Consider the following 19,452-nt stretch of genomic DNA (forward strand, 5'->3'; position numbering starts at 1 on the left):
GCCGATCACGGCTTCGGCGGCGGCGATTGCTCCGGCAGCGGCTCGGTCTGCGCAGGCGGCGGCTGCTCCTCGGGATTCGTGCCGGGCGCTGGCGCCGCAGCACCCGCGGTCGGGTCGGCGTATTTCGCCAGATCCTCGATGGGAGGCAACAACGGTTGCCGCTCGCCGGGCAGCAGCGTCACCTTGCCGCCCTTCCTACGCTGCAGCTGCTGATCTCGCAGCACGTTGTACTTGGCGCTGGTCGTGATGGCCGCGGCCACGCCATCGCGCAAGATGGTCGGACGGATGAACACCATCAGATTGCGCTTTTCCTTCGAACCGTTTCGAGTCTTGAACAACTCACCGATGATCGGAATATTGCCGAGGATGGGCACGCGGGCCTCGCCCTCGTTCACGGTATCGGTGATCAAGCCGCCGAGCACGATCATCCCGCCGTCCTCGACCAGCACCGTCGTGGAGATCGTGCGCTTGTTGGTGATCAAGTCGACCGCGCCGGCCACGCCCTGAGTCAGGTTGGAGTTTTCCTGCTCGATCTTCAGCTGTACCGCCGTGCCTTCGTTGATCTGCGGCGTGATCTTCAGAATGTTGCCGACCTCTTCGCGCTGAATGGTCTGGAACGGATTGACCGAGCCCTGATTGGTCGTGCCGGTGTTGGTGTATTGACCGGTGATGAACGGCACTTCCTGCGCGACCTTGATCTCGGCCTCTTCGTTATCGAGCGTCGTGATCGAAGGCGTTTGCAGGATGTTGCTGCTGCCGTCGTTGCGCAGCGCGCGTAACAACACGGCGAAGTTCAGGCCGCCGTCTTCGATCATGCCCGCGCCGAGCGTGAGACCCGTCGGCAGTCCCACGCTTCCAGACTCCAGCACGTCCGGATTGATGATGGCGGAGGCGAGGCTGCCGAGACTGGTGCCGCCCACGTCCTGGTTGAAGGTGCCGATCGGAATCGTGCTGCCTTGCTCTTCGCTGAACACAGCCCAGTTCACACCGAGCTCGGCGGCGCGCGACTGCGTGATCTCGACCAGGATGGCTTCGAGGTGCACCTGCGCGCGACGAATGTCGAGCTTGTCCACCACGCCCATGATCTGGCGCATCATCTTCGGCGCCGCGGTCACGACGATGGCGTTGGTTTGTTTGTCGGCCCAGATCGTCGTGTTGCGATCCTGGGCTGCGGCTGGACCGGCGGCGCCGCCTGGCGCGCCCGGGGCCCCCGGCGCGGCCTGCGTAATGCCAGTGACTTGTTCCTTGAGCTTGCCTGCGATCTGCTCGGCGTCGGCGTAATTCAAATAGCGAACCTGCGTGTCGCCGCCCGACTCGAGCGGCGTGTCCAGGTGCATCACGAGGCCCTTCAAGCGCAGACGCTGACCTTTCTCGCCGGAGATCAGCACGCTGTTGGTGCGATCGTCGGCGACGAGCTTCGCCGCCATGCCTGGTGCTTCGCCTTGTTGTTGCGCGCCCTGCGACAGCGTGTTCACGACGCGCACGATGTCCGCGGCGCTCGCATTCTCGAGACGCACGATTTCGATTTCCTCATCGCCGCCCTGATCCAGGCGCTGCACAATGCGCATGATGCGTGCGATGTTGTTGGCGCGATCCGAGACGATCAGCATGTTGGAGGCGGGGTAGGCGACCAGGTGACCGTTCTGCGGGATCAATGGACGCAGCACCGGCACCAGCTGCGCGGCATTGATGTTACGAACGGAGATGACCTGCGTGACGACCTCGTCCGAATTCGGATTGACGCTCGAGGGCAGATCGTTGCCCGGGATCTGACGCGCGTTCGCGTCCGGCAGAATCTTGATGTTGTCGCCGCTGGGCACCGCGATGAAGCCGTGCACCTGCAGGATCGACAGGAACGTCTGATAGAACGCATCGGGCGTCATCGGCGTTGAGGAGCGGATCGTCACCTGGGCACGCACGCGAGGGTCGACGATGAACGTCTTGCCGGTGATCGTCGCGACCGCATCGATGATTTCGGTCAGCTCGGCATCGCGAAACGCCGGCGTGATCGTCGCCTGCTGCGAAGGCTGCTGCTGCTGTTGTTGCGCCGTGGCCGAAACGCAGGTCAGCAGACACGTCATGGTTAGCGCGAGCAGGCCGGAGCGCTTGCCGCTGAGCACGCTCGCCGGCTTCCCTGCAGCTGGGGTGGTTGAAGAAATCGTCATGGACGGTCCTTGACTACGCAAAGTCAGACGTTCGTTCTTGGAAACGCGGCCACTCATTCGGCGGGCGGCTGCGGTGTATTCGGGCGTTGCGTCGGGCGCGGCGGCTGACCGCCGTTGGCGTCGGGCACATTGATCTGCGCCATGTTCAGCGACAGGTCCTGCGTCTGCCCGTTGCGCTCGACCGTCACGTTCACCTGGCCGGCGCTGCCGATGGTGTTGAAGATCTCCGCGCCCCGCTGCGGATCGTCCAACGGCGTGCCATTGATCGCCAGGATCAGATCGCCCGGCACGAGCCCGAGCTTGCTGAACTGGGCGCGGTTACGGCCGGGATAGACCCGATAGCCCCGCTGCACGCCGTTGGCGAACACCGGCTGCGGCCGGATGATTTCGGCAAAAGCGCTCGGATTGGTCTCGGCCATGCGTCGTAAGTTTTCCGCGACTGGATTCTGCTGGGGCGTCGGCGGGCGATTGATGACCAGCGCGGCTGAGTTGCGCTTCGGCAATGAGAGCGCCTCGAGGTTGCCGCTGCGGTCGAGGATCACCCTGTCGATGTACACCGAGTGCAGCTTGAGGCCGGGCCGGACCATGCTGCCGACCGCGAAGACTTTGGCCGCCTGCGCCGACTCACCGATGATGGCCAGGCCCTTGGCCGGATCCTCGGAGGCGAAAACCGCCGACAGCACCAGGTTCGCCTGCGACGCCGGGGCATTGGCCGCATCGGGCGCAGCTGGGGCTTCCGCCACATCGAACAGATGCGCGTTCACGATTGCCTGAATGTCCACGCCACTGCGGACCGGTGCAACGTTTACCGGCGGCGGCGCCGTAACGGGTTGAGGTTGCGGCCCGCGATCCAATAACAGCCAGGTGAGCTGAACGAGTTGCCAGGCAATGGCGATCACCAGCACCACCATCACGACCTGCGGCGCGGTACGCGACAGCCGGTCGAGCCACTGCTGCGGCGTGAGGTCCTGAAATTCGTGCAATTTTGCGGACAGCGGCATCGTTCGAATACGCGACCAAGTTAAGCGACCGAGGTTCTCATCGACCCTATTCGCAGACCTATTCGCAGCCAGGAGCGGATCAGTGCTGGCCGCGTGTCAGCGCCGGCGACGGCGGCCTGACACGACATGATACGGAGTGGCGTTAGTTTGTCACAAGAGATTGTTCCCATTGATGAAAACACTGTCGCAAATGCCCGAATCCGTAATCCGGGGGTGACAGCCAGCGCCGACGCCCAAAGCAGCATCGATCTTAGTCCGCAAGTTCGGCTCGCGTCGTGACGCGTCGCCGCGTCAGGCCTCGGCTTTGGAGCCGAGACACCCGCTGTTGATCGCGATTGGACCGCCGTCTGGCGCCGAAGTGCGGTGCGTCGGATGCTGCCTTGTATTGTCTGAAGTTCCCCCCTATAAAGAGTGCGAACTGGTAGCGCGCTAAGTTGATGACGGAAGAGAGCACACGGCATGAGCGGGAACTGGTCGCCGAGGAAGCCGAGCCCAAGCTCAAGCGGCCTCCGTTGTATCAGGTGGTCCTGCTGAACGACGACTACACGCCCATGGAATTCGTCGTGGACGTGCTGGAACGCATCTTCGGCATGGATCGCACGACCGCTACGCGCGTTATGCTTGAAGTACATACCAAGGGCAAAGGGGTGTGCGGCGTCTTCACCTTCGAAATCGCCGAGACCAAGGTCGCGCAGGTGACCACATATGCGCGTCAGCACCAGCACCCTCTGTTGTGCACGATGGAAGAAACGTGAAGAGGTTCACCGCATCCATTCGCGCCCCTGTCAGTCTGGAAACCGCCAGCGGTCCAGGCCCGAACCTCCGGCGCAGGCGGCGGTCCACTCTGTAGTTGGTTAGGTATTTGAGAGTCAGTCCGTGTTAAGCAGCGAACTCGAAATCTGTCTCAACGAGGCTTTCCAGTCGGCGCGCGAAGCGCGGCACGAGTTCATGACCGTGGAGCATTTGCTGCTCGCGATCGTGGACACGCCGAAAGTCCGGGAAATTCTCCGCGCCTGCGGCGCCGATGTCGCTCGGCTGCGCAAGGACCTGAAGGATTTCATCGATCAAACCACACCGCGGTTAAAGGATGATGACGATCGCGAAGTGCAGCCGACGCTGGGCTTCCAGCGCGTCCTGCAACGCGCGGTGTTCCATGTGCAGTCGAGCGGCAAGAAGGAAGTGACCGCGGCCAATGTGCTCGTGGCGATTTTCAGCGAGAAGCACTCGCACGCGGCCTATCTGCTGTCGATGCAGGACGTGGCCCGTCTCGACGTCGTCAACTACATCTCCCATGGCCTCTCGAAGATTGCCGAGGACCGTCCCGATAAAGAGGAATCCTCACCGGGCACCGAAGCCGAGCGGGGCGAGCCCGATGGCGGCACCGCGCTCGAGAAGTTCACGACCAATCTGAACAAGCAGGCGATGGAAGGGCGCATCGATCCGCTGATCGGGCGCAAGACCGAGATCGAGCGCACCGTCGAGATCCTGTGCCGTCGTCGCAAGAACAACCCGCTGTACGTCGGTGAAGCCGGCGTCGGCAAGACCGCGATCGCCGAAGGCCTCGCGCGCATGATCATCGAGGACAAGGTGCCCGAGGTGCTCTCCGACAGCACCGTGTATTCGCTCGACATGGGCGCGTTGATCGCCGGCACCAAGTATCGCGGCGATTTCGAGAAGCGCTTGAAGAGCGTGCTCAGCGAGTTGAAGAAGAACCCGGGCTCGATCCTGTTCATCGACGAGATCCACACCGTGATCGGCGCGGGCGCCGCCTCGGGCGGCGTGATGGATGCGTCCAATCTGATCAAGCCGGCGCTCGCCAACGGTGAGCTGCGCTGCATTGGCTCGACGACCTACAGCGAATACCGGGGCATCTTCGAGAAGGATCACGCATTGGCGCGTCGCTTCCAGAAGATCGATATCGTGGAGCCCACGGTGCCGGAGACGATCGAGATCCTGAAGGGTCTTCGCACGCGCTTCGAAGAGCATCACAACGTGAAGTACGCCGATGACGCGTTGGCGTCGGCGGCGGAGCTTGCTGCGCGTCACATCAACGATCGTCAGCTGCCCGACAAGGCCATCGACGTGATCGACGAGGCGGGCGCGCGTCTGCGCCTGAAGCCCGAAGGCGAGCGCGAGACGACGGTGACGACGCAGATGATCGAGGACGTCGTGGCGCGCATCGCGCGCATCCCGCCGAAGAACGTCTCGACCTCGGACAAGGATGTGCTCAAGAACCTCGAGCGCAACTTGAAGCTGGTCATCTTCGGCCAGGATCCGGCGATCGATTCGCTGGCATCCGCGATCAAGATGTCCCGCTCGGGCCTGGGCGATCAGCGCAAGCCGGTCGGCTCGTTCCTGTTCGCAGGTCCGACCGGCGTCGGCAAGACCGAAGTCACGCGTCAGCTCGCCATTGCCCTTGGCGTCGAGCTGATCCGCTTCGACATGTCCGAATACATGGAGCGTCACACGGTGTCGCGCCTGATCGGTGCGCCTCCGGGATATGTGGGCTTCGACCAGGGCGGCCTGCTCACCGAGGCGATCAACAAGCATCCGCACTCGGTGCTGCTGCTCGACGAAATCGAAAAGGCGCACCCGGACGTGTTCAACCTGCTGCTGCAGGTCATGGACCACGGCACGCTCACCGACAACAACGGCCGCAAGGCGGACTTCCGCCACGTGGTCATTGTCATGACGACCAACGCGGGCGCGTTCGAGATGAATCGGCCGTCGATCGGCTTCACGCAGCAGGATCACGCCACCGACGGGATGGAGGCGATCAAGCGCATGTTCACGCCCGAGTTCCGCAACCGCCTGGACGGCATCATCCAGTTCAATGGCCTCGATCCGCGCACCATTCAGCGCGTGGTCGACAAGTTGCTGGTGGAAGTGGAGGCACAGCTCGAGCAGAAGGGCGTGCAGCTGCACATCGACGACACGGCGCGCGAGTGGATGGCGCGCAAGGGCTACGATCCGAAGATGGGCGCGCGGCCGATGGCTCGCGTGATCCAGGAAGCGATCAAGCGCCCGCTCGCCGAAGAGCTACTGTTCGGACGCTTGGTCGGCGGCGGCCACGCGTTCGTGACGGTCGGCCCGGACGACAAGCTCAAAGTCGAGGCGCGCGCGGATACCGAGCAGGCGCTCCTCGAGGAATCGAAGTAAGGCAGATCGGCAGCAGCTAGCTGCCGGTTGTTTGCGGAGGGCGAAATATCGACAGCGCGCAGGTGCGTCTGTCGAACAAGCTGTCAGCGGCCGCGGTACACGATGCGGCCCTTGGTCAGATCGTAGGGCGTGAGCTCTACGGTGACGGCGTCGCCGGTCAGGATGCGGATATAGTTCTTGCGCATCTTTCCCGAGATGTGCGCAATCACGGTGTGGCCGTTATTCAGCTGCACCTTGAATGTGGTATTCGGCAATGTGTCGATCACACGGCCTTCCATCTGAATCGCATCTTCTTTCGACATGCACTCTCGATAACTATCCGGCAGGGCCCGCCGGCAGGGCGCGCGAATTGTGCATAAAGGCCCTAGTCAATGCAATTGAGGGCAGCGCCTGCACGTCCATGGACCCGCGGCACGCGGGCACCCTGCCCGGCACCGGTCCCTGTTTTCGGGGTCCAGCCGCGGTTTGCCGCCATCAGTTCGTCATACGTTCGCAGGGCCTGCTTCGTTCCCGGCCGGGACGGCGACCTCGTTCCACAGGCGGGGCTCAAAGGGCCCGTCGAGGTGCGCATCCAGCGCCTGGGTGAAGTCCGCGCGCGGGATCATCTGGGCGCCCAGGCTCATCAGGTGCGGGGTCGACATCTGGCAGTCGATCATGTGGAAGCCGCGCGAAATCAGCTCCTCGCAGAGCCGTTTCAGCGCAACTTTGGAGGCATCTCGCTCCATGCTGAACATGGATTCGCCGAAGAACATGCGCCCGAGCGCGACGCCATACAGGCCGCCGACCAGCCGGTCGTCGAGCCAGGTTTCCACCGAATGCGCATAGCCCAGCTTGTGCAGCTTGATGTAGGCGGCGCGCATTTCCGGCGACAGCCAGGTGCCGCCCGGACGCAACTCACTGCTGCCGCAGGCGCGCACCACGTCGCGAAACGCCGTGTCCATGCGGGTGACAAAGCCGCGATTGCGGCTTGACTTGGCGAGACTCCGCGAGACCTTGAGCTGGTCCGGCATCAGGACCGCGCGCGGGTCCGGACACCACCACAGGATTGGCTGGCCGCGCGAGTACCAGGGAAAAATTCCGCGCCGATAGGCAGCAAGTAGTCGCATTGGCGACAAGTCGCCGCCGGCCGCGAGCAGGCCATCCGGTTCGACCAATGCTCGGTCAACCGGCGGAAAGGCGTCCGGGGAATCGTGTTCCGAAAGCCAGACAATCGAGCCGCGCATGGGTCAAGGCCCTCGGTGGTACGGCGTATGTTCCTCGACCTGCAGGATATATTGATCGATCGCCGCGCGCTCATCATTTAGATAATGGTCGATGGCGCGTCGGAAGCGCGCATCGGCGATCCAATGCGCCGACCACGTGGTGGTCGGCTCGAAACCGCGCGGCACCTTGTGTTCGCCTTGCGTGCCGGGCTCGAAATGCTGCAGCCCCTGCTCGATGCAGTACTCGATGCCCTGGTAGTAGCAGGTCTCGAAATGCAGGCTGTGATAGTTGGCGGCCGCGCCCCAATAGCGCCCGTAGAGCACATGGTCGCCGCGAAAGAAAATCGCGGTCGCGATCGGGTGGCCTTGATACTCCGCGAGCTTGATCACGACGGACTGCGGCATCACCGCCGAGACGGTCTGGAAGAACTCGACGTTCAAGTAATGCTCGTGGCCGTGCGACTCGAACGTCGCCGCGGAAAAGCCGAACACGATGTTCCAGAGTTTCGCGTCCATCTCTCCGCCCGTGAGCGTGCGAAACGTCACGCCGCCTTCGCGAACGCGGCGACGCTCGCGCAATGCTTTCTTGCGCTTGTCGGAGCGGAACGTGGCGATGAAATCGTCGAATGTTTTGTAGCCGCGGTTGTGCCAGTGGAACTGACAATCCTTGCGCCACAGGTAACCTTCGTTACTCAGCGACGCGCGATCTTCATCGTTGAGGAACAAAAGGTGCGCGGATGAGAAGTGTTCGGACTTCGCATACATCAGCAGCTCCGTGCTCAACCGTGCGCGCACTGCCGGCGAGGCGCCCGGTGCGAGCAACAAACGAGGCCCGGTCGCCGGAGTGAAGGGCGGCATGCTCACGAGTTTCGGGTAGTAGGAGAGACCCGCCTGGTCGTAAGCGCGCGCCCAGCTCCAATCGAATACGAACTCGCCCCATGAATGACTCTTCCGGTACAGCGGCACCGCCGCGACCAGCTCACCGTGCTCTTCGAGCAGCAGATGATTGGGCAACCAGCCGGCTGCTTTACCAACGCAGCCGGCTTGCTCCATGGCCAGCAGAAATTCGTGCCGCACGAATGGATTGCCCCCAAGCGCCAGCGCATTCCATTGCGTGGCGGGGACGCGATTGATGCTGGTGACGATGCGCGCTTGCAGAGAGGCTGCCATTGGCCAGAGCTTACCGATCGGCCGGGCGAGGGCGCGCGTCGGCGCGCGCCGTCAGCTTCCCGTGGGATGACCGCAGCCGCGCTCCCTCGGGTCGCGCAGCTTTTCCGGCCTCAAGCCTTGAGTTTGGCCGCATCGATCTGATCGAGATACTTGTCGGCGTCGAGCGCCGCCATGCAGCCCGTGCCGGCCGACGTGATGGCCTGGCGATACACATGATCTGCGACGTCGCCTGCGGCGAACACGCCAGGCACGCTCGTCTGCGTCGCATTGCCGGTGATGCCGGACTTGACGATCAGATAGCCGCCCTTCATTTCCAGCTGCCCTTCGAACAGCTGGGTGTTGGGTGCGTGGCCGACAGCGACGAACATGCCGGTGACTTCCAGATCGCGCTTCGGGCCGCCCGCGACGGGCGCGATGCGCACGCCAGTGACGCCACTGTCATCGCCGAGCACTTCATCGACGTGGTGATTCCAGACGATCGAAACCTTGCCGGCCTTCTCGCGTTCGAACAGGTGATCCTGAAGAATTTTTTCCGAACGCAGCTTGTCGCGGCGATGGACCAGCGTGACGTGCGAGGCGATGTTCGACAGATACAGCGCTTCTTCGACCGCGGTGTTGCCGCCGCCGATGACGGCGACTCTCTGGTTCTTGAAGAAGAAGCCGTCGCAGGTGGCGCACGCAGACACGCCACGGCCACGAAAATTCTGCTCGGACTCCAGTCCCAGGTACTTCGCGGTCGCGCCGGTGGCGATGATCAGGGCATCGCAGGTGTAGGCGCCACGATCGCCCTCGAGCCGGAACGGACGCTGCGAGAGATCGACGCTATTGATGTGATCGTTCACGACCTCGGTGTTGAACCGCTCGGCGTGCTCGCGCATGCGCTCCATCAGTTTGGGGCCCGTGAGCCCGTGCGGGTCGCCCGGCCAGTTGTCGACCTCGGTGGTGGTCATGAGCTGGCCGCCTTCCTCGAGGCCGGTCAGCAGCAGCGGCTTGCGATTGGCGCGCGCGGCATAGACGGCGGCGGCATAGCCTGCGGGGCCCGACCCCAGAATGATCAACCGGGAGTGGCGGGGAGTGCTCATGTATGATTCACCTTCACGATCCTTAAAGCGTCGACGCGAGAGTTCTGACAATCTGTGAGGGCGACGGCCGCGAATAGCAACGCCGAGCGGTTCATCCGCCAGTCCGCCCGCCCCACAGGCCGGTCAAGGGGCGCAATGGTATGTAATGCACCCTGCGGCCGCCAAATAGACGGGGTCGATGCCGGTCATCGACGGACAACTTCCGCTGGTCCGCCACGTGCTTACGTTCAGGGTTTGGCTCAACCTGCCAGGCCTGAGTTAATGTATATTCGATATCAGTGGTTTACGAAGCTTTTCTTATGCAATTGGTTGGGGTGAATCGATTTGGCCAGTAGGGCTGAGGCTCGCAAGGGATTCGAGTTGGGGTCCACCGTCGTGCGCTCGTTGCGTGAGGGTGCGCTGTGGGTGTTCGGCGCGCTCGCACTGATCGTGCTCGCGGCGCTGCTGACGTACGACCGCCACGATCCATCGTTCGCGACGACCGGCGAACCCGGGCCGATCGCGAACATCATCGGTCCGTTGGGTGCGCACCTGGCGGGCCTGCTGGTGCTGCTGTTCGGCGCACCGGCGTTCCTGTTCCCGGTGATGATCGGATTCGCCGGCTGGCTGCTGTATCGGGATCGCAGTCAGGACGACGCGCAATCGCGCGCGACGCTCGCGTTTCGCGGGTTGGGCTTCTTGCTGACGCTCGCCACCAGCTGTGGTCTTGCGAGCCTGCACTTCACCATTCGCAGCTATCCGGATTCGGCGGGCGGCGTGCTCGGCTCGCTGGTGGGGCACGGGCTCGACTCGGGACTGAGCTTCTTGGGCGCGACGCTCATGCTGCTCGCCTTGTGGCTTGCGGGCGTGTCGCTGTTTATCGGTCATTCGTGGATTCACGTGATGGACGTCACCGGCCGCGCGACGCTGCGTGCGTTCGAGTGGCTCTCGGGCCGACTCTCCACCGCTCGTGAGATCAAGCAGGGACGCGAAGTGAAAGAAGCGCGCAGCGAAGTCATTCGCGAAGAGAAGAAGCGCGTCGCCTCGCGTCCGCCGCCGAAGATCGAACCGATCGCGCCGAAGGTCGAGAAGAGCGAGCGCGTCGAGAAGGAGCGCCAGGTCGCGCTGTTCGAGGCGCCGCAGTCGAAGGAGCTGCCGCCGCTGTCGTTGCTCGATGATGCCCCGCCGCGCCAGCAGGGCTATTCGGCCGAAGCGCTCGAGGCCATGTCGCGCCTGGTCGAGATCAAACTGCGTGATTTCGGTGTGGAAGCCGAAGTGGTCGCGGTGAATCCCGGCCCGGTGATCACGCGCTTCGAGCTGAATCTCGGCACGGGCGTCAAGGTCAGCCAGATCTCGAATCTCGCCAAGGATCTCGCGCGTGCGCTGTCCGCGATCAGCGTGCGCGTCGTGGAAGTCATTCCGGGCAAATCGACCGTGGGTCTGGAAATTCCCAACGAGAAGCGCGAGATCGTCACGTTGGGCGAAATCATCAAGTCGAAAGCCTACGATGACATGGCGTCGCCGCTCGCGCTGGTGCTCGGTAAGGACATCAGTGGTAGCCCGGTCTGCGCGGATCTGGCTCGCATGCCGCACCTGCTGGTCGGCGGTACGACGGGCTCGGGTAAATCGACCGCGGTCAACGCCATGGTGCTCTCGCTGCTCTACAAAGCATCGGCCGAGCACGTGCGTCTGATCATGATCGATCCGAAGATGCTGGAATTGTCGGTGTACGAGGGCATTCCGCATCTCCTGGCGCCGGTCGTCACCGACATGAAGGAAGCGGCCAACGCGCTGCGCTGGTGCGTGGCCGAGATGGAGCGGCGTTATCAACTGATGGCCGCGCTCGGCGTGCGAAACCTCGCCGGCTTCAATCGCAAGATCAAGGAATCGCAGGAGGCCAAGGAGCCGATCCGCGATCCGCTGTTGATGAAAATGCTGGGCCCCGAAGGCGATCCGAAGGAAGTGCCATTCCTCGAGCCGTTGCCGTTCATCGTCGTCATCGTCGATGAGTTGGCCGACATGATGATGATCGTCGGCAAGAAGGTCGAAGAGCTGATTGCGCGTCTGGCGCAGAAGGCGCGTGCCTCGGGCATTCACCTGATTCTCGCCACCCAACGTCCGTCGGTGGACGTGATCACGGGCTTGATCAAAGCAAACATTCCGACCCGTATCGCCTTCCAGGTGTCGGCGAAAGTCGATTCGCGCACCATCCTGGATCAGATGGGCGCCGAGGCTCTGCTCGGTCACGGCGACATGTTGTTCCTGCAGCCGGGTACCTCGGTGCCGGTTCGCGTGCACGGTGCGTTCGTGTCGGACTCCGAGGTCCATCGCGTCGTCGGCAGCTTGAAGGGCGCATCGCCGCCGTCGTATGTAGATGAGATTCTGCGGGGACCTTCTACGCCGATTCCTGGTCTCAAAGGCGAGGACGACGAAGGAGGCGAAGGTGGCGAGGGTGGCGATGCGGAGTCGGATCCTTTGTACGATCAGGCCGTGAAGATCGTGGTCGAGTCGCGCAAGGCCTCGATCTCGGGCGTGCAGCGTCGACTGAAGATTGGCTACAACCGCGCCGCGCGCATGATCGAAACCATGGAGGCGGCGGGCCTCGTCGGTCCGCTGCAGTCCAATGGCTCGCGCGAAGTGCTGGCGCCGCCACCGGTGGAAGAGTAGGGCGATGACGCGTTTTTTGAATCTTGCGGCCGCATTGCTTCTCACGATGATGGCTCACGTGACGCACGCGGCATCCGATGCCGCCGCGGGTCAGCAGAAGGTCGAGGGCTTTCTGCAGGGCCTGCAATCGTTGCAAGCACAGTTCAAACAAACGCTCACGGATCGCAACGGACTCACTGTCGAGGAAGCGAGCGGCACGCTCGCGATTCGCCGGCCCGACCGGTTCCGCTGGGACTATCGCGAGCCCAACGAGCAGGTCATCGTCGCCGATGGCTCGCGCATCTGGCTCTACGACGCGGACCTCGAGCAGGTCACCGTGCGCAAGCTCGATGACACCCTGTCGGCAACTCCGGCCATGCTGCTCAGTGGTCAGGGCAATCTGCAGGACAACTTCAACGTCACGCAGAGCTCGCAAGAGGGCGCAGTATTTTGGGTTCGCATGCAACCCAAGCGCGACGATACCGATTTCAAATGGGTGCGCCTCGGCTTCGAGGGCAGTGCGCTCAAGTTCATGCAGCTGGCCGACAAGCTCGGCCAGACCACGAACCTCGAGTTTTCGCAATTGGAACGCAATCCCGCCCTCGATCCGTCACGATTCACCTTTACCGTACCGCCTGGCGCCGACGTGATCGGCGATACATCCAGGAACTGAGGTCATGTTGTCATTGCGATTTCCCCGGCTGTGGCTCAGCGTGGGCTGGCTCGCCGTCGGGCTGGCCATTGTGGTCTGCCTGCTGCCATCGAGCCAGCTGCCGCAGCCGCCCAACCTGAGTGACAAGACCGAGCATTTCCTCTGCTATCTGCTGCTCACGTGCTGGTTCGCGGGCATTTATCCGCGGGCGCGCTACTGGATCATTGCAATCGGCCTGGGCGTTATGGGCGTGCTGATCGAGATTGCCCAGGGCTCGATGGGCTTGGGGCGCCAGGCCGACGCACGCGATGTACTGGCGAATTGCATCGGGGTGCTCGCGGGCTTGTCGCTGTGCTGGTGGTGGCTCGGCGGCTGGGCGCAGCGCGTGGAGACCGTTTTGGTATCGCTCGTGACCGGGACGCAGAAGTCGTGAACTTGCCGTTCGAGGAAGCCGTCGACGCGCGACCGCTCGCGGATCGCATGCGTCCGGCGTCGCTCGATGAATATATCGGCCAGACGCATCTGTTCGGCCCCGGCAAGCCGCTGCGGCGCATGCTCGAAGGCGGTCATTTACACTCGATGATTTTGTGGGGACCGCCCGGCACGGGCAAAACCACGCTCGCGCGCCTCGTCGCACAACAGTGCGATGCGCAGTTCATTGCGCTCTCCGCCGTGATGGCGGGCGTGAAAGACATTCGCGCCGCGGCCGAGCAGGCGACCGAGGCGCGTCGCGCCGGCCGTCGCACGGTGCTGTTTCTGGACGAGGTGCATCGTTTCAACAAGGCGCAGCAGGATGCCTTCCTGCCGTGGGTCGAAGATGGCACGTTGGTCTTCATTGGCGCGACCACCGAGAATCCTTCATTTGAATTGAACAACGCGTTGCTCTCGCGAGCGCGTGTCTATGTGTTGCGTTCGCTGACCGAGGCCGATATCCGGCAGGTGCTGGATCGCGCACTTGCAAAGCAGGCGGGCGCGGTCAGCGCCGAAGATCGCGCGCTCGAACTGATGGCGAGAGCCGCCGACGGCGATGCGCGTCGCTCGCTCAACATGCTCGAGCTTGCGATCGATCTTGCTAGCGACGGCACTCCGCCGGTGATCACCGAAACCATCGCGAATGAAGTGGCCTCGGGCGGCTTGCGACGTTTCGACAAGCAGGGCGAGGCGTTCTACGACCAGATCTCGGCGTTGCATAAATCGGTGCGCGGCAGCGATCCGGACGCGGCGCTGTACTGGCTGTGCCGCATGCTCGATGGCGGCTGCGATCCTCGATACATCGCTCGCCGCGTGCTGCGGATGGCCTCCGAAGACATCGGCCTGGCCGATCCTCGCGGCCATACGTTGGCGCTGGAAGCCTGTGAGGTCTTCGAACGGCTCGGCTCGCCCGAAGGGGAGCTCGCCATTGCGCAGGCCGTCGTGTTTCTCGCCTGCGCGGCGAAGAGCAACGCCGTGTACAAGGCGTTCGGCGAAGCCATGCAGGATGCAAAGACTTTGGGCTCGCTCGACGTGCCGCTACATCTACGCAATGCGCCGACCAAGCTGATGAAGTCGCTCGGCTACGGCAAGGACTATCGCTACGCGCACGATGAGCCGGATGCCTACGCGGCCGGGGAGAACTACTTTCCCGACGAGATGGAGCCGCGCCAGTACTACCAGCCCGCGCCCCGCGGCATGGAGATAAAGATCGCCGAGGCCCTGGCCCGTCGCAAGAAATAGCCGCGACATTTTGACTCGGCCAAGCCCATACAGCGGTAATAACACTCTCGGTGTTAGACTCCACGCCTTATCGAATTTCGCAAACTGTCGCCGTTATGCTCGATCCTAAACTGCTCCGCTCCGACCCCGACGCCGTTGCCGCCAACCTCGCGAAACGCGGTTTCAAGCTCGATGTGGCTCAGCTGAGCGCGCTCGAGGAATCGCGCAAGAAATGGCAGGTGCGGGCCGATGAGCTGCGCAACGAGAAGAATGTCCACGCGAAGAGCGTCGGCAAGGCCAAGGCCCAGGGGCAGGACATCGCGCCGCTGCTGAAGCAGGTCGAGACGCTCGGCAGCGAGCTTGCGGCGGCCGAAGCCGAATTCGTGAAGGTGCAGGCGGAGCTCGAGAAGATCACGCTCGGCCTGCCGAACATGCTCCACGAGAGCGTACCCGTCGGCGCCGATGAAACCGCCAACCTCGAAGTCCGTCGCTGGGGCGAGCCGCGCAAGTTCGCTTATAAACCGCTCGATCACGTCGAGCTCGGCGAGAAGCTCGGTCAGATGGATTTCGCCGCCGCCGGCAAGATCGCCGGCGCACGCTTCTCCGTGCTCACCGGTCCCTTGGCGCGCCTGCACCGCGCGTTGATTCAGTTCATGCTCGATCTGCACACCGGCGAGCATGGCTATCGCGAGACGTATGTTCCTTACCTGGTGAATGCCCAGTCGCTCACCGGCACCGGCCAGCTGCCGAAGTTCGAAGCGGACTTGTTCGGCATCAAGGGCGAGTCGGGTCTGTATCTGATTCCGACCGCCGAAGTGCCAGTCACGAATCTGGTTCGCGACACCATCATCGAAGCGAGCGAGCTGCCGATTCGTTACGTCGCGCACACGCCGTGCTTCCGTTCCGAAGCAGGCTCCTACGGCAAGGACACGCGCGGCATGATTCGTCAGCATCAGTTCGAGAAGGTGGAACTGGTGCACCTGTCGAAGCCACAGGACTCCTACGCCGAGCACGAGACGCTGACGCGCAACGCCGAGGAAGTGCTGAAGCGGCTGAATCTTCCCTATCGCGTGATGGCGCTGGCCTCCGGCGACATCGGCTTCGGCTCGGCCAAGACCTACGATCTGGAAGTGTGGCTGCCCGGGCAGGATGCGTATCGCGAGATTTCTTCCTGCTCGAACTTCGAAGCATTCCAGGCGCGCCGCATGCAGGCGCGCTGGCGCAATCCCGAGACTGGCAAGCCCGAAGCACTGCACACACTGAACGGCTCGGGCGTCGCTGCCGGCCGCGCACTGGTCGCCGTGCTCGAGAACTACCAGGAGCCCGATGGCAGCATCAAAGTGCCCGAGGCTTTGCAGCCCTACATGGGCGGGCTGGATGTGATTCGGCGTCCGTAACGCCGCAGGCCTAGCGCGACTTCGGTTGAAAACGTGCAGCCAGCTCGTCCAGGGCGCTGGCCAGCTGGCTCTGCGAATACCACTTGCCGCGAAGCATGACGCCTGCGCGTTTGTTCACGTTTGCAACGTCTTCCAGTGGATTGCCCTCGATCAGGATCAGATCGGCGCGGCGTCCGACCGCCACCGTGCCGAACTCGTTGCGAGCGTTCATGAATTCGGCCGCACCGCTCGTTCCCGCACGGATCGCCTCGAACGGCGAGAGGCCCGCGTCTACGAAATTGCGAAGCTCCTGGTGCAAACTGAAGCCCGGTACGACGAAGGGATTTCCATAGTCGGTTCCCAACAATAATCCTGCACCTGCTTTGTGCAACGCATAGACCAGCTTCTTACGCAGGGTGTCGCCCTTTTCTCGTGAGCTCGCGGCCCGTGCGGGCGTGGTGTTCTTCAGAAAGTTGTTCTGGGGAAGCCACGAGCGCACGGTTGCTGCCGAGACGTACCGCATTTCATCGCGGGCGAGCAGGCGGCCGAGAAACTCGGATTCTTCGGTCGCCACTCGATGCTGAAACAGAACGAGCGTCGGGCAATTCCACGCACCGCTCTTAGCAGTTTCGCGCGCGATAGACTCGAACTGCGATTCATCGAGCCGTGCCCACGACGCTGCTTCGCCGGGTCCAATCGCTTTTCGTGCCAGGAACTCATAACCCGACAAGTGCTCGATCGATTTGATTCCGGTACTGAGTGCGGCGTGCAGACCGACGGCGTCTGGTACATGGCCCGCGACGGCCATGTTCTTCGCTTTCGCCTCCTGGACGATGGCGTCGTAGGCTTCGCTCGACAGACGGGAATAAATCTTGAGGAAGTCATAACCGGCCGCCTGCTGCTCGGCCACGGTGCGATGGGCTTGCGCTGCGTTTTCGACTACGGGGCCCGGCCAGATGGGCGGATTGCCGTCGATGATCGGGCCGGCGGTGTATATGTTGGGACCCGCGAACTCACCCGCCACAATACTCTTCTTCCAGCGCAGGTGAATCGGGCCACCGAACATGTTGCGAATCGTCGTGACGCCGTTTGCCAGCAGCAGCGGGAAGTCTTCCTCTTCCCACGTGTGCGCGTGCATATCGGCCAGGCCCGGCATCAGGTACTTGCCGCGGCCGTCGATTACCGTTGCGTTGTCGGGAATCGAGACCGAAGCGGCGGGACCTAGCTCGCGGATACGGTCGTGAACAACTACCACCGTCCAGTTCTCGAGCACGCGCTCCTGGTCCATGGGAACCACTGCAACGTTGACGAACGCCGTGACGGGCGCCGCTGCCTGACTCGCGGCCGCGCTGCCTCCGGCCGCAACCAGCATCACCGATGCGAATAGTGCATGCGCAAACCGAATAACCTTCATTGGTGCTCCTGATCCGTTTCTTTTCTACTCGCCGCTCGGTGCGGGGCACGCGCCGAGCGTGATGATGCTTGAAAATTGGGATGCCCGCACTTCGTTCAGTTTGTGCTGCTTGACACATCGTCGTTACTCGCAGTAGAAATGTAAGCGCTTTCAAGGCCGAAAAACGCCACCAGGATCGAACTCATGGATCGGCAGCACGAGGTGCTTCCGACGTAGGAGGGGATATGTACGCCACGCGTATCTGCAGGGCGCTGATTGCATTGGTGTCGGGTCTTACGGGAGTGGCCGCCATGGAGGCTGCTGCTTTCAACGGGGAAGTCGTCGCGGGCCGCGGCAGTTATTCCACCGTGCTGCCGCCGGGTGCGGCCGATATCCAGCCGACGATCTACAAGACGTCCAATGTCACCGGCAAGATACAAACGAATGACTGGTGGAGCTCCACCGCGTGGCTGCGCTACTCGGAGCGGCAGTATCCGCATCCGCTTGCGGTACAGAACCAGGCGAACGGACTGCGCTTGTTTTATCCAGGCCCGACCATCACGGGCAATTCAGCTTGCGTGTGCGGCTGGATGCCGGCCTCCACCGATGGCAACGGCAGTGACGATCTGACCATCGGTCACAGCGCCACGACGAACTTCATCGACACTCGCGTCGACGGCTTCAGCGACTGGTTCGTCACGAACGTCTCCGTCAACGGCGCAAGCTCGCTAAAAGTTACATACGGCCACGGTTCGCCATATGTCTATGCCGAGTACGCGGGTGGCACTCCCCGTGTGACGTTCCCCTCGGTGCCGGCGATCTGGTCCGGCAACGCCAGTACGCCGGTGCTCGGGGTGACGATCAATGGCAGGCATTACGCGTTGTTCGGTCCTGCAGGCTCGACATGGTCGGGCATCGGCACGACGGCGCTGGTCAACAATCTCGCCGGCAAGAACTACTTCTCAGTCGCCGTGCTGCCCGACAACTCGGCCGCGACGCTCGCGAAGTTCCAGCAGTACGCTTATTCCTTTGTCACGGGCACGCAGGCGAACTGGTCCTACGACAAGCCCACAGCCGAAGTCGTGACCACTTACAACTACACCACCGTTGCCAGGCAGGGGTCGCAGACCGGCACGCTGTTCGCGCTGTATCCGCATCAATGGAAGAACAGCAGCAAGGCGCTGCTTGCCCACACCTATGGATCCGTGCGGGGCGTCATGAAGCTGGCGGAAGGAACTTCCTTCACCACGCGGATGAAGTTCACAGGCGTGCTGCCGTCCTTGCCGGATCTCGGCACCTACAATCGCACCACGCTGGCCAACTACGTGAACGAAGCGGAGGCGGAGGTGTATGACGGCTCGCCGGACACCTACTGGTTCGGCAAGCGCCTCGGCAAGCTTGCGACGCTCGCGCCAATCGCCGATCAGGTGGGCGACGTCACAGCGGCCGCAAAATTCCGTAACGAAATTCGCGAAGGGCTGCAGAGCTGGCTCAAGGCGAGCGATAGTCAGGGCGCGCTCAAGTCCAATCAGGTCTTCTTCTACAACGACAATTGGGGAACGCTGTTCGGCTACCCCGACAGCTATGGCAGTGTGCTGGAGCTCAACGACCATCATTTCCACTACGGTTATTTCATCAAAGCGGCCGCCGAGATCGCCCGCCTCGACAAGGGGTGGGCGAGCAATGCCGAGTGGGGTGCGATGGTGAAGCTGCTGATTCGTGACATCGCAAGCTCCAACCGCAGCGACGCGCTGTTCCCGTTCCTGCGCAACTTCGATGTCTATGCCGGGCACACCTGGGCGTCGGGTGGTAATCCTCCCGAAAATTAGGTGAGGCCAGAAGTGGAATTTTCTCGTAACCTTGACCGAGGAGATTCCCTTGAAGAAATCCCGATTTACGGACAGTCAGATCATTGCGATCTTGAAGCAAGCCGAG

At 62.7% G+C, this 19,452-nt stretch carries 14 protein-coding genes and 1 pseudogene; 8 read left to right on the top strand and 7 right to left on the bottom strand.

What is annotated here, in order from left to right:
• Positions 1-5: 5 nt before the first annotated feature.
• Both gspD and gspC read right to left on the bottom strand, forming a co-directional pair.
• On the bottom strand, positions 6-2,165 hold the full coding sequence (gspD, locus tag EK373_RS22065) for a type II secretion system secretin GspD (protein ID WP_157994481.1): 2,160 nt from the start codon (positions 2,163-2,165) through the stop codon (positions 6-8).
• Between the two features lie 53 nt (positions 2,166-2,218).
• A complete protein-coding gene (gspC, locus tag EK373_RS22070; RefSeq protein WP_129645833.1) occupies positions 2,219-3,166 on the bottom strand; it encodes a type II secretion system protein GspC in 948 nt (315 codons plus the stop codon).
• Positions 3,167-3,603: 437 nt separating this feature from the next.
• On the opposite strand from gspC, the gene clpS reads away from it, so the two are divergent.
• Together clpS and clpA are read left to right on the top strand one after the other, a co-directional pair.
• Positions 3,604-3,921 carry an ATP-dependent Clp protease adapter ClpS gene (clpS, locus tag EK373_RS22075; protein WP_129645834.1) on the top strand — a complete coding sequence of 106 codons (318 nt, stop codon included), beginning with the start codon at positions 3,604-3,606 and terminating at the stop codon, positions 3,919-3,921.
• 121 nt (positions 3,922-4,042) lie between these two features.
• The gene (gene clpA / locus EK373_RS22080) at positions 4,043-6,325 is read left to right on the top strand and encodes an ATP-dependent Clp protease ATP-binding subunit ClpA (RefSeq protein ID WP_129645835.1); all 2,283 of its coding nucleotides are present in this window, start codon (positions 4,043-4,045) and stop codon (positions 6,323-6,325) included.
• A gap of 83 nt (positions 6,326-6,408) precedes the next feature.
• Here the strand turns inward: clpA and infA are convergent, their stop codons facing one another.
• From infA to trxB, 4 genes are all read right to left on the bottom strand, one after another.
• Positions 6,409-6,627 (bottom strand): translation initiation factor IF-1, encoded by a 219-nt coding sequence (gene infA / locus EK373_RS22085; protein WP_116810962.1) that lies wholly within the window; start codon positions 6,625-6,627, stop codon positions 6,409-6,411.
• Positions 6,628-6,807: 180 nt separating this feature from the next.
• The gene (gene aat / locus EK373_RS22090) at positions 6,808-7,548 is read right to left on the bottom strand and encodes a leucyl/phenylalanyl-tRNA--protein transferase (RefSeq protein ID WP_129645836.1); all 741 of its coding nucleotides are present in this window, start codon (positions 7,546-7,548) and stop codon (positions 6,808-6,810) included.
• Between the two features lie 3 nt (positions 7,549-7,551).
• On the bottom strand, positions 7,552-8,697 hold the full coding sequence (locus EK373_RS22095) for a GNAT family N-acetyltransferase (RefSeq protein WP_129645837.1): 1,146 nt from the start codon (positions 8,695-8,697) through the stop codon (positions 7,552-7,554).
• A 110-nt stretch (positions 8,698-8,807) separates the two neighbouring features.
• Positions 8,808-9,779, bottom strand: coding sequence for a thioredoxin-disulfide reductase (gene trxB, locus EK373_RS22100; RefSeq protein ID WP_129645838.1), 972 nt, complete (start codon positions 9,777-9,779; stop codon positions 8,808-8,810).
• Positions 9,780-10,103: 324 nt separating this feature from the next.
• Between trxB and EK373_RS22105 the strand changes: the two genes are divergently transcribed.
• The 5 genes from EK373_RS22105 to serS all read left to right on the top strand — a co-directional run bounded on the left by EK373_RS22105 (position 10,104) and on the right by serS (position 16,145).
• Positions 10,104-12,425 carry a DNA translocase FtsK gene (locus EK373_RS22105; protein ID WP_269813704.1) on the top strand — a complete coding sequence of 774 codons (2,322 nt, stop codon included), beginning with the start codon at positions 10,104-10,106 and terminating at the stop codon, positions 12,423-12,425.
• A gap of 4 nt (positions 12,426-12,429) precedes the next feature.
• A complete protein-coding gene (gene lolA / locus EK373_RS22110) occupies positions 12,430-13,077 on the top strand; it encodes an outer membrane lipoprotein chaperone LolA (protein WP_157994482.1) in 648 nt (215 codons plus the stop codon).
• Positions 13,078-13,081: 4 nt separating this feature from the next.
• A complete protein-coding gene (locus EK373_RS22115) occupies positions 13,082-13,489 on the top strand; it encodes a VanZ family protein (protein ID WP_129645841.1) in 408 nt (135 codons plus the stop codon).
• A gap of 47 nt (positions 13,490-13,536) precedes the next feature.
• Entirely contained in the window at positions 13,537-14,769 is a 1,233-nt protein-coding gene (locus EK373_RS22120) for a replication-associated recombination protein A (RefSeq protein ID WP_129646042.1), read from the top strand.
• Between the two features lie 95 nt (positions 14,770-14,864).
• Entirely contained in the window at positions 14,865-16,145 is a 1,281-nt protein-coding gene (serS, locus tag EK373_RS22125; protein WP_129645842.1) for a serine--tRNA ligase, read from the top strand.
• A gap of 10 nt (positions 16,146-16,155) precedes the next feature.
• Here the strand turns inward: serS and EK373_RS22130 are convergent, their stop codons facing one another.
• Positions 16,156-17,538 carry an amidohydrolase family protein gene (locus EK373_RS22130; protein WP_129645843.1) on the bottom strand — a complete coding sequence of 461 codons (1,383 nt, stop codon included), beginning with the start codon at positions 17,536-17,538 and terminating at the stop codon, positions 16,156-16,158.
• Between the two features lie 290 nt (positions 17,539-17,828).
• On the opposite strand from EK373_RS22130, the pseudogene EK373_RS22135 reads away from it, so the two are divergent.
• Positions 17,829-19,325: pseudogene (locus EK373_RS22135) on the top strand (glycosyl hydrolase); the annotation flags it as partial.
• Between the last annotated feature and the right edge of the window lie 127 nt (positions 19,326-19,452).

The sequence above is a fragment of the Peristeroidobacter agariperforans genome, assembly GCF_004138335.1.
Taxonomy (GTDB): domain Bacteria; phylum Pseudomonadota; class Gammaproteobacteria; order Steroidobacterales; family Steroidobacteraceae; genus Steroidobacter; species Steroidobacter agariperforans.

Excerpts from the sequence above, each read along its gene's own strand:
- lolA (WP_157994482.1), top strand. The coding sequence starts at position 12,430 with ATGACGCGTTTTTTGAATCTTGCGGCCGCATTGCTTCTCACGATGATG.
- EK373_RS22115 (WP_129645841.1), top strand. The coding sequence starts at position 13,082 with ATGTTGTCATTGCGATTTCCCCGGCTGTGGCTCAGCGTGGGCTGGCTC.
- EK373_RS22130 (WP_129645843.1), bottom strand. The coding sequence starts at position 17,538 with ATGAAGGTTATTCGGTTTGCGCATGCACTATTCGCATCGGTGATGCTG.
- gspD (WP_157994481.1), bottom strand. The coding sequence starts at position 2,165 with ATGACGATTTCTTCAACCACCCCAGCTGCAGGGAAGCCGGCGAGCGTG.
- EK373_RS22120 (WP_129646042.1), top strand. The coding sequence starts at position 13,537 with ATGCGTCCGGCGTCGCTCGATGAATATATCGGCCAGACGCATCTGTTC.
- serS (WP_129645842.1), top strand. The coding sequence starts at position 14,865 with ATGCTCGATCCTAAACTGCTCCGCTCCGACCCCGACGCCGTTGCCGCC.
- EK373_RS22095 (WP_129645837.1), bottom strand. The coding sequence starts at position 8,697 with ATGGCAGCCTCTCTGCAAGCGCGCATCGTCACCAGCATCAATCGCGTC.
- gspC (WP_129645833.1), bottom strand. The coding sequence starts at position 3,166 with ATGCCGCTGTCCGCAAAATTGCACGAATTTCAGGACCTCACGCCGCAG.
- infA (WP_116810962.1), bottom strand. The coding sequence starts at position 6,627 with ATGTCGAAAGAAGATGCGATTCAGATGGAAGGCCGTGTGATCGACACA.
- trxB (WP_129645838.1), bottom strand. The coding sequence starts at position 9,779 with ATGAGCACTCCCCGCCACTCCCGGTTGATCATTCTGGGGTCGGGCCCC.
- aat (WP_129645836.1), bottom strand. The coding sequence starts at position 7,548 with ATGCGCGGCTCGATTGTCTGGCTTTCGGAACACGATTCCCCGGACGCC.
- clpS (WP_129645834.1), top strand. The coding sequence starts at position 3,604 with ATGACGGAAGAGAGCACACGGCATGAGCGGGAACTGGTCGCCGAGGAA.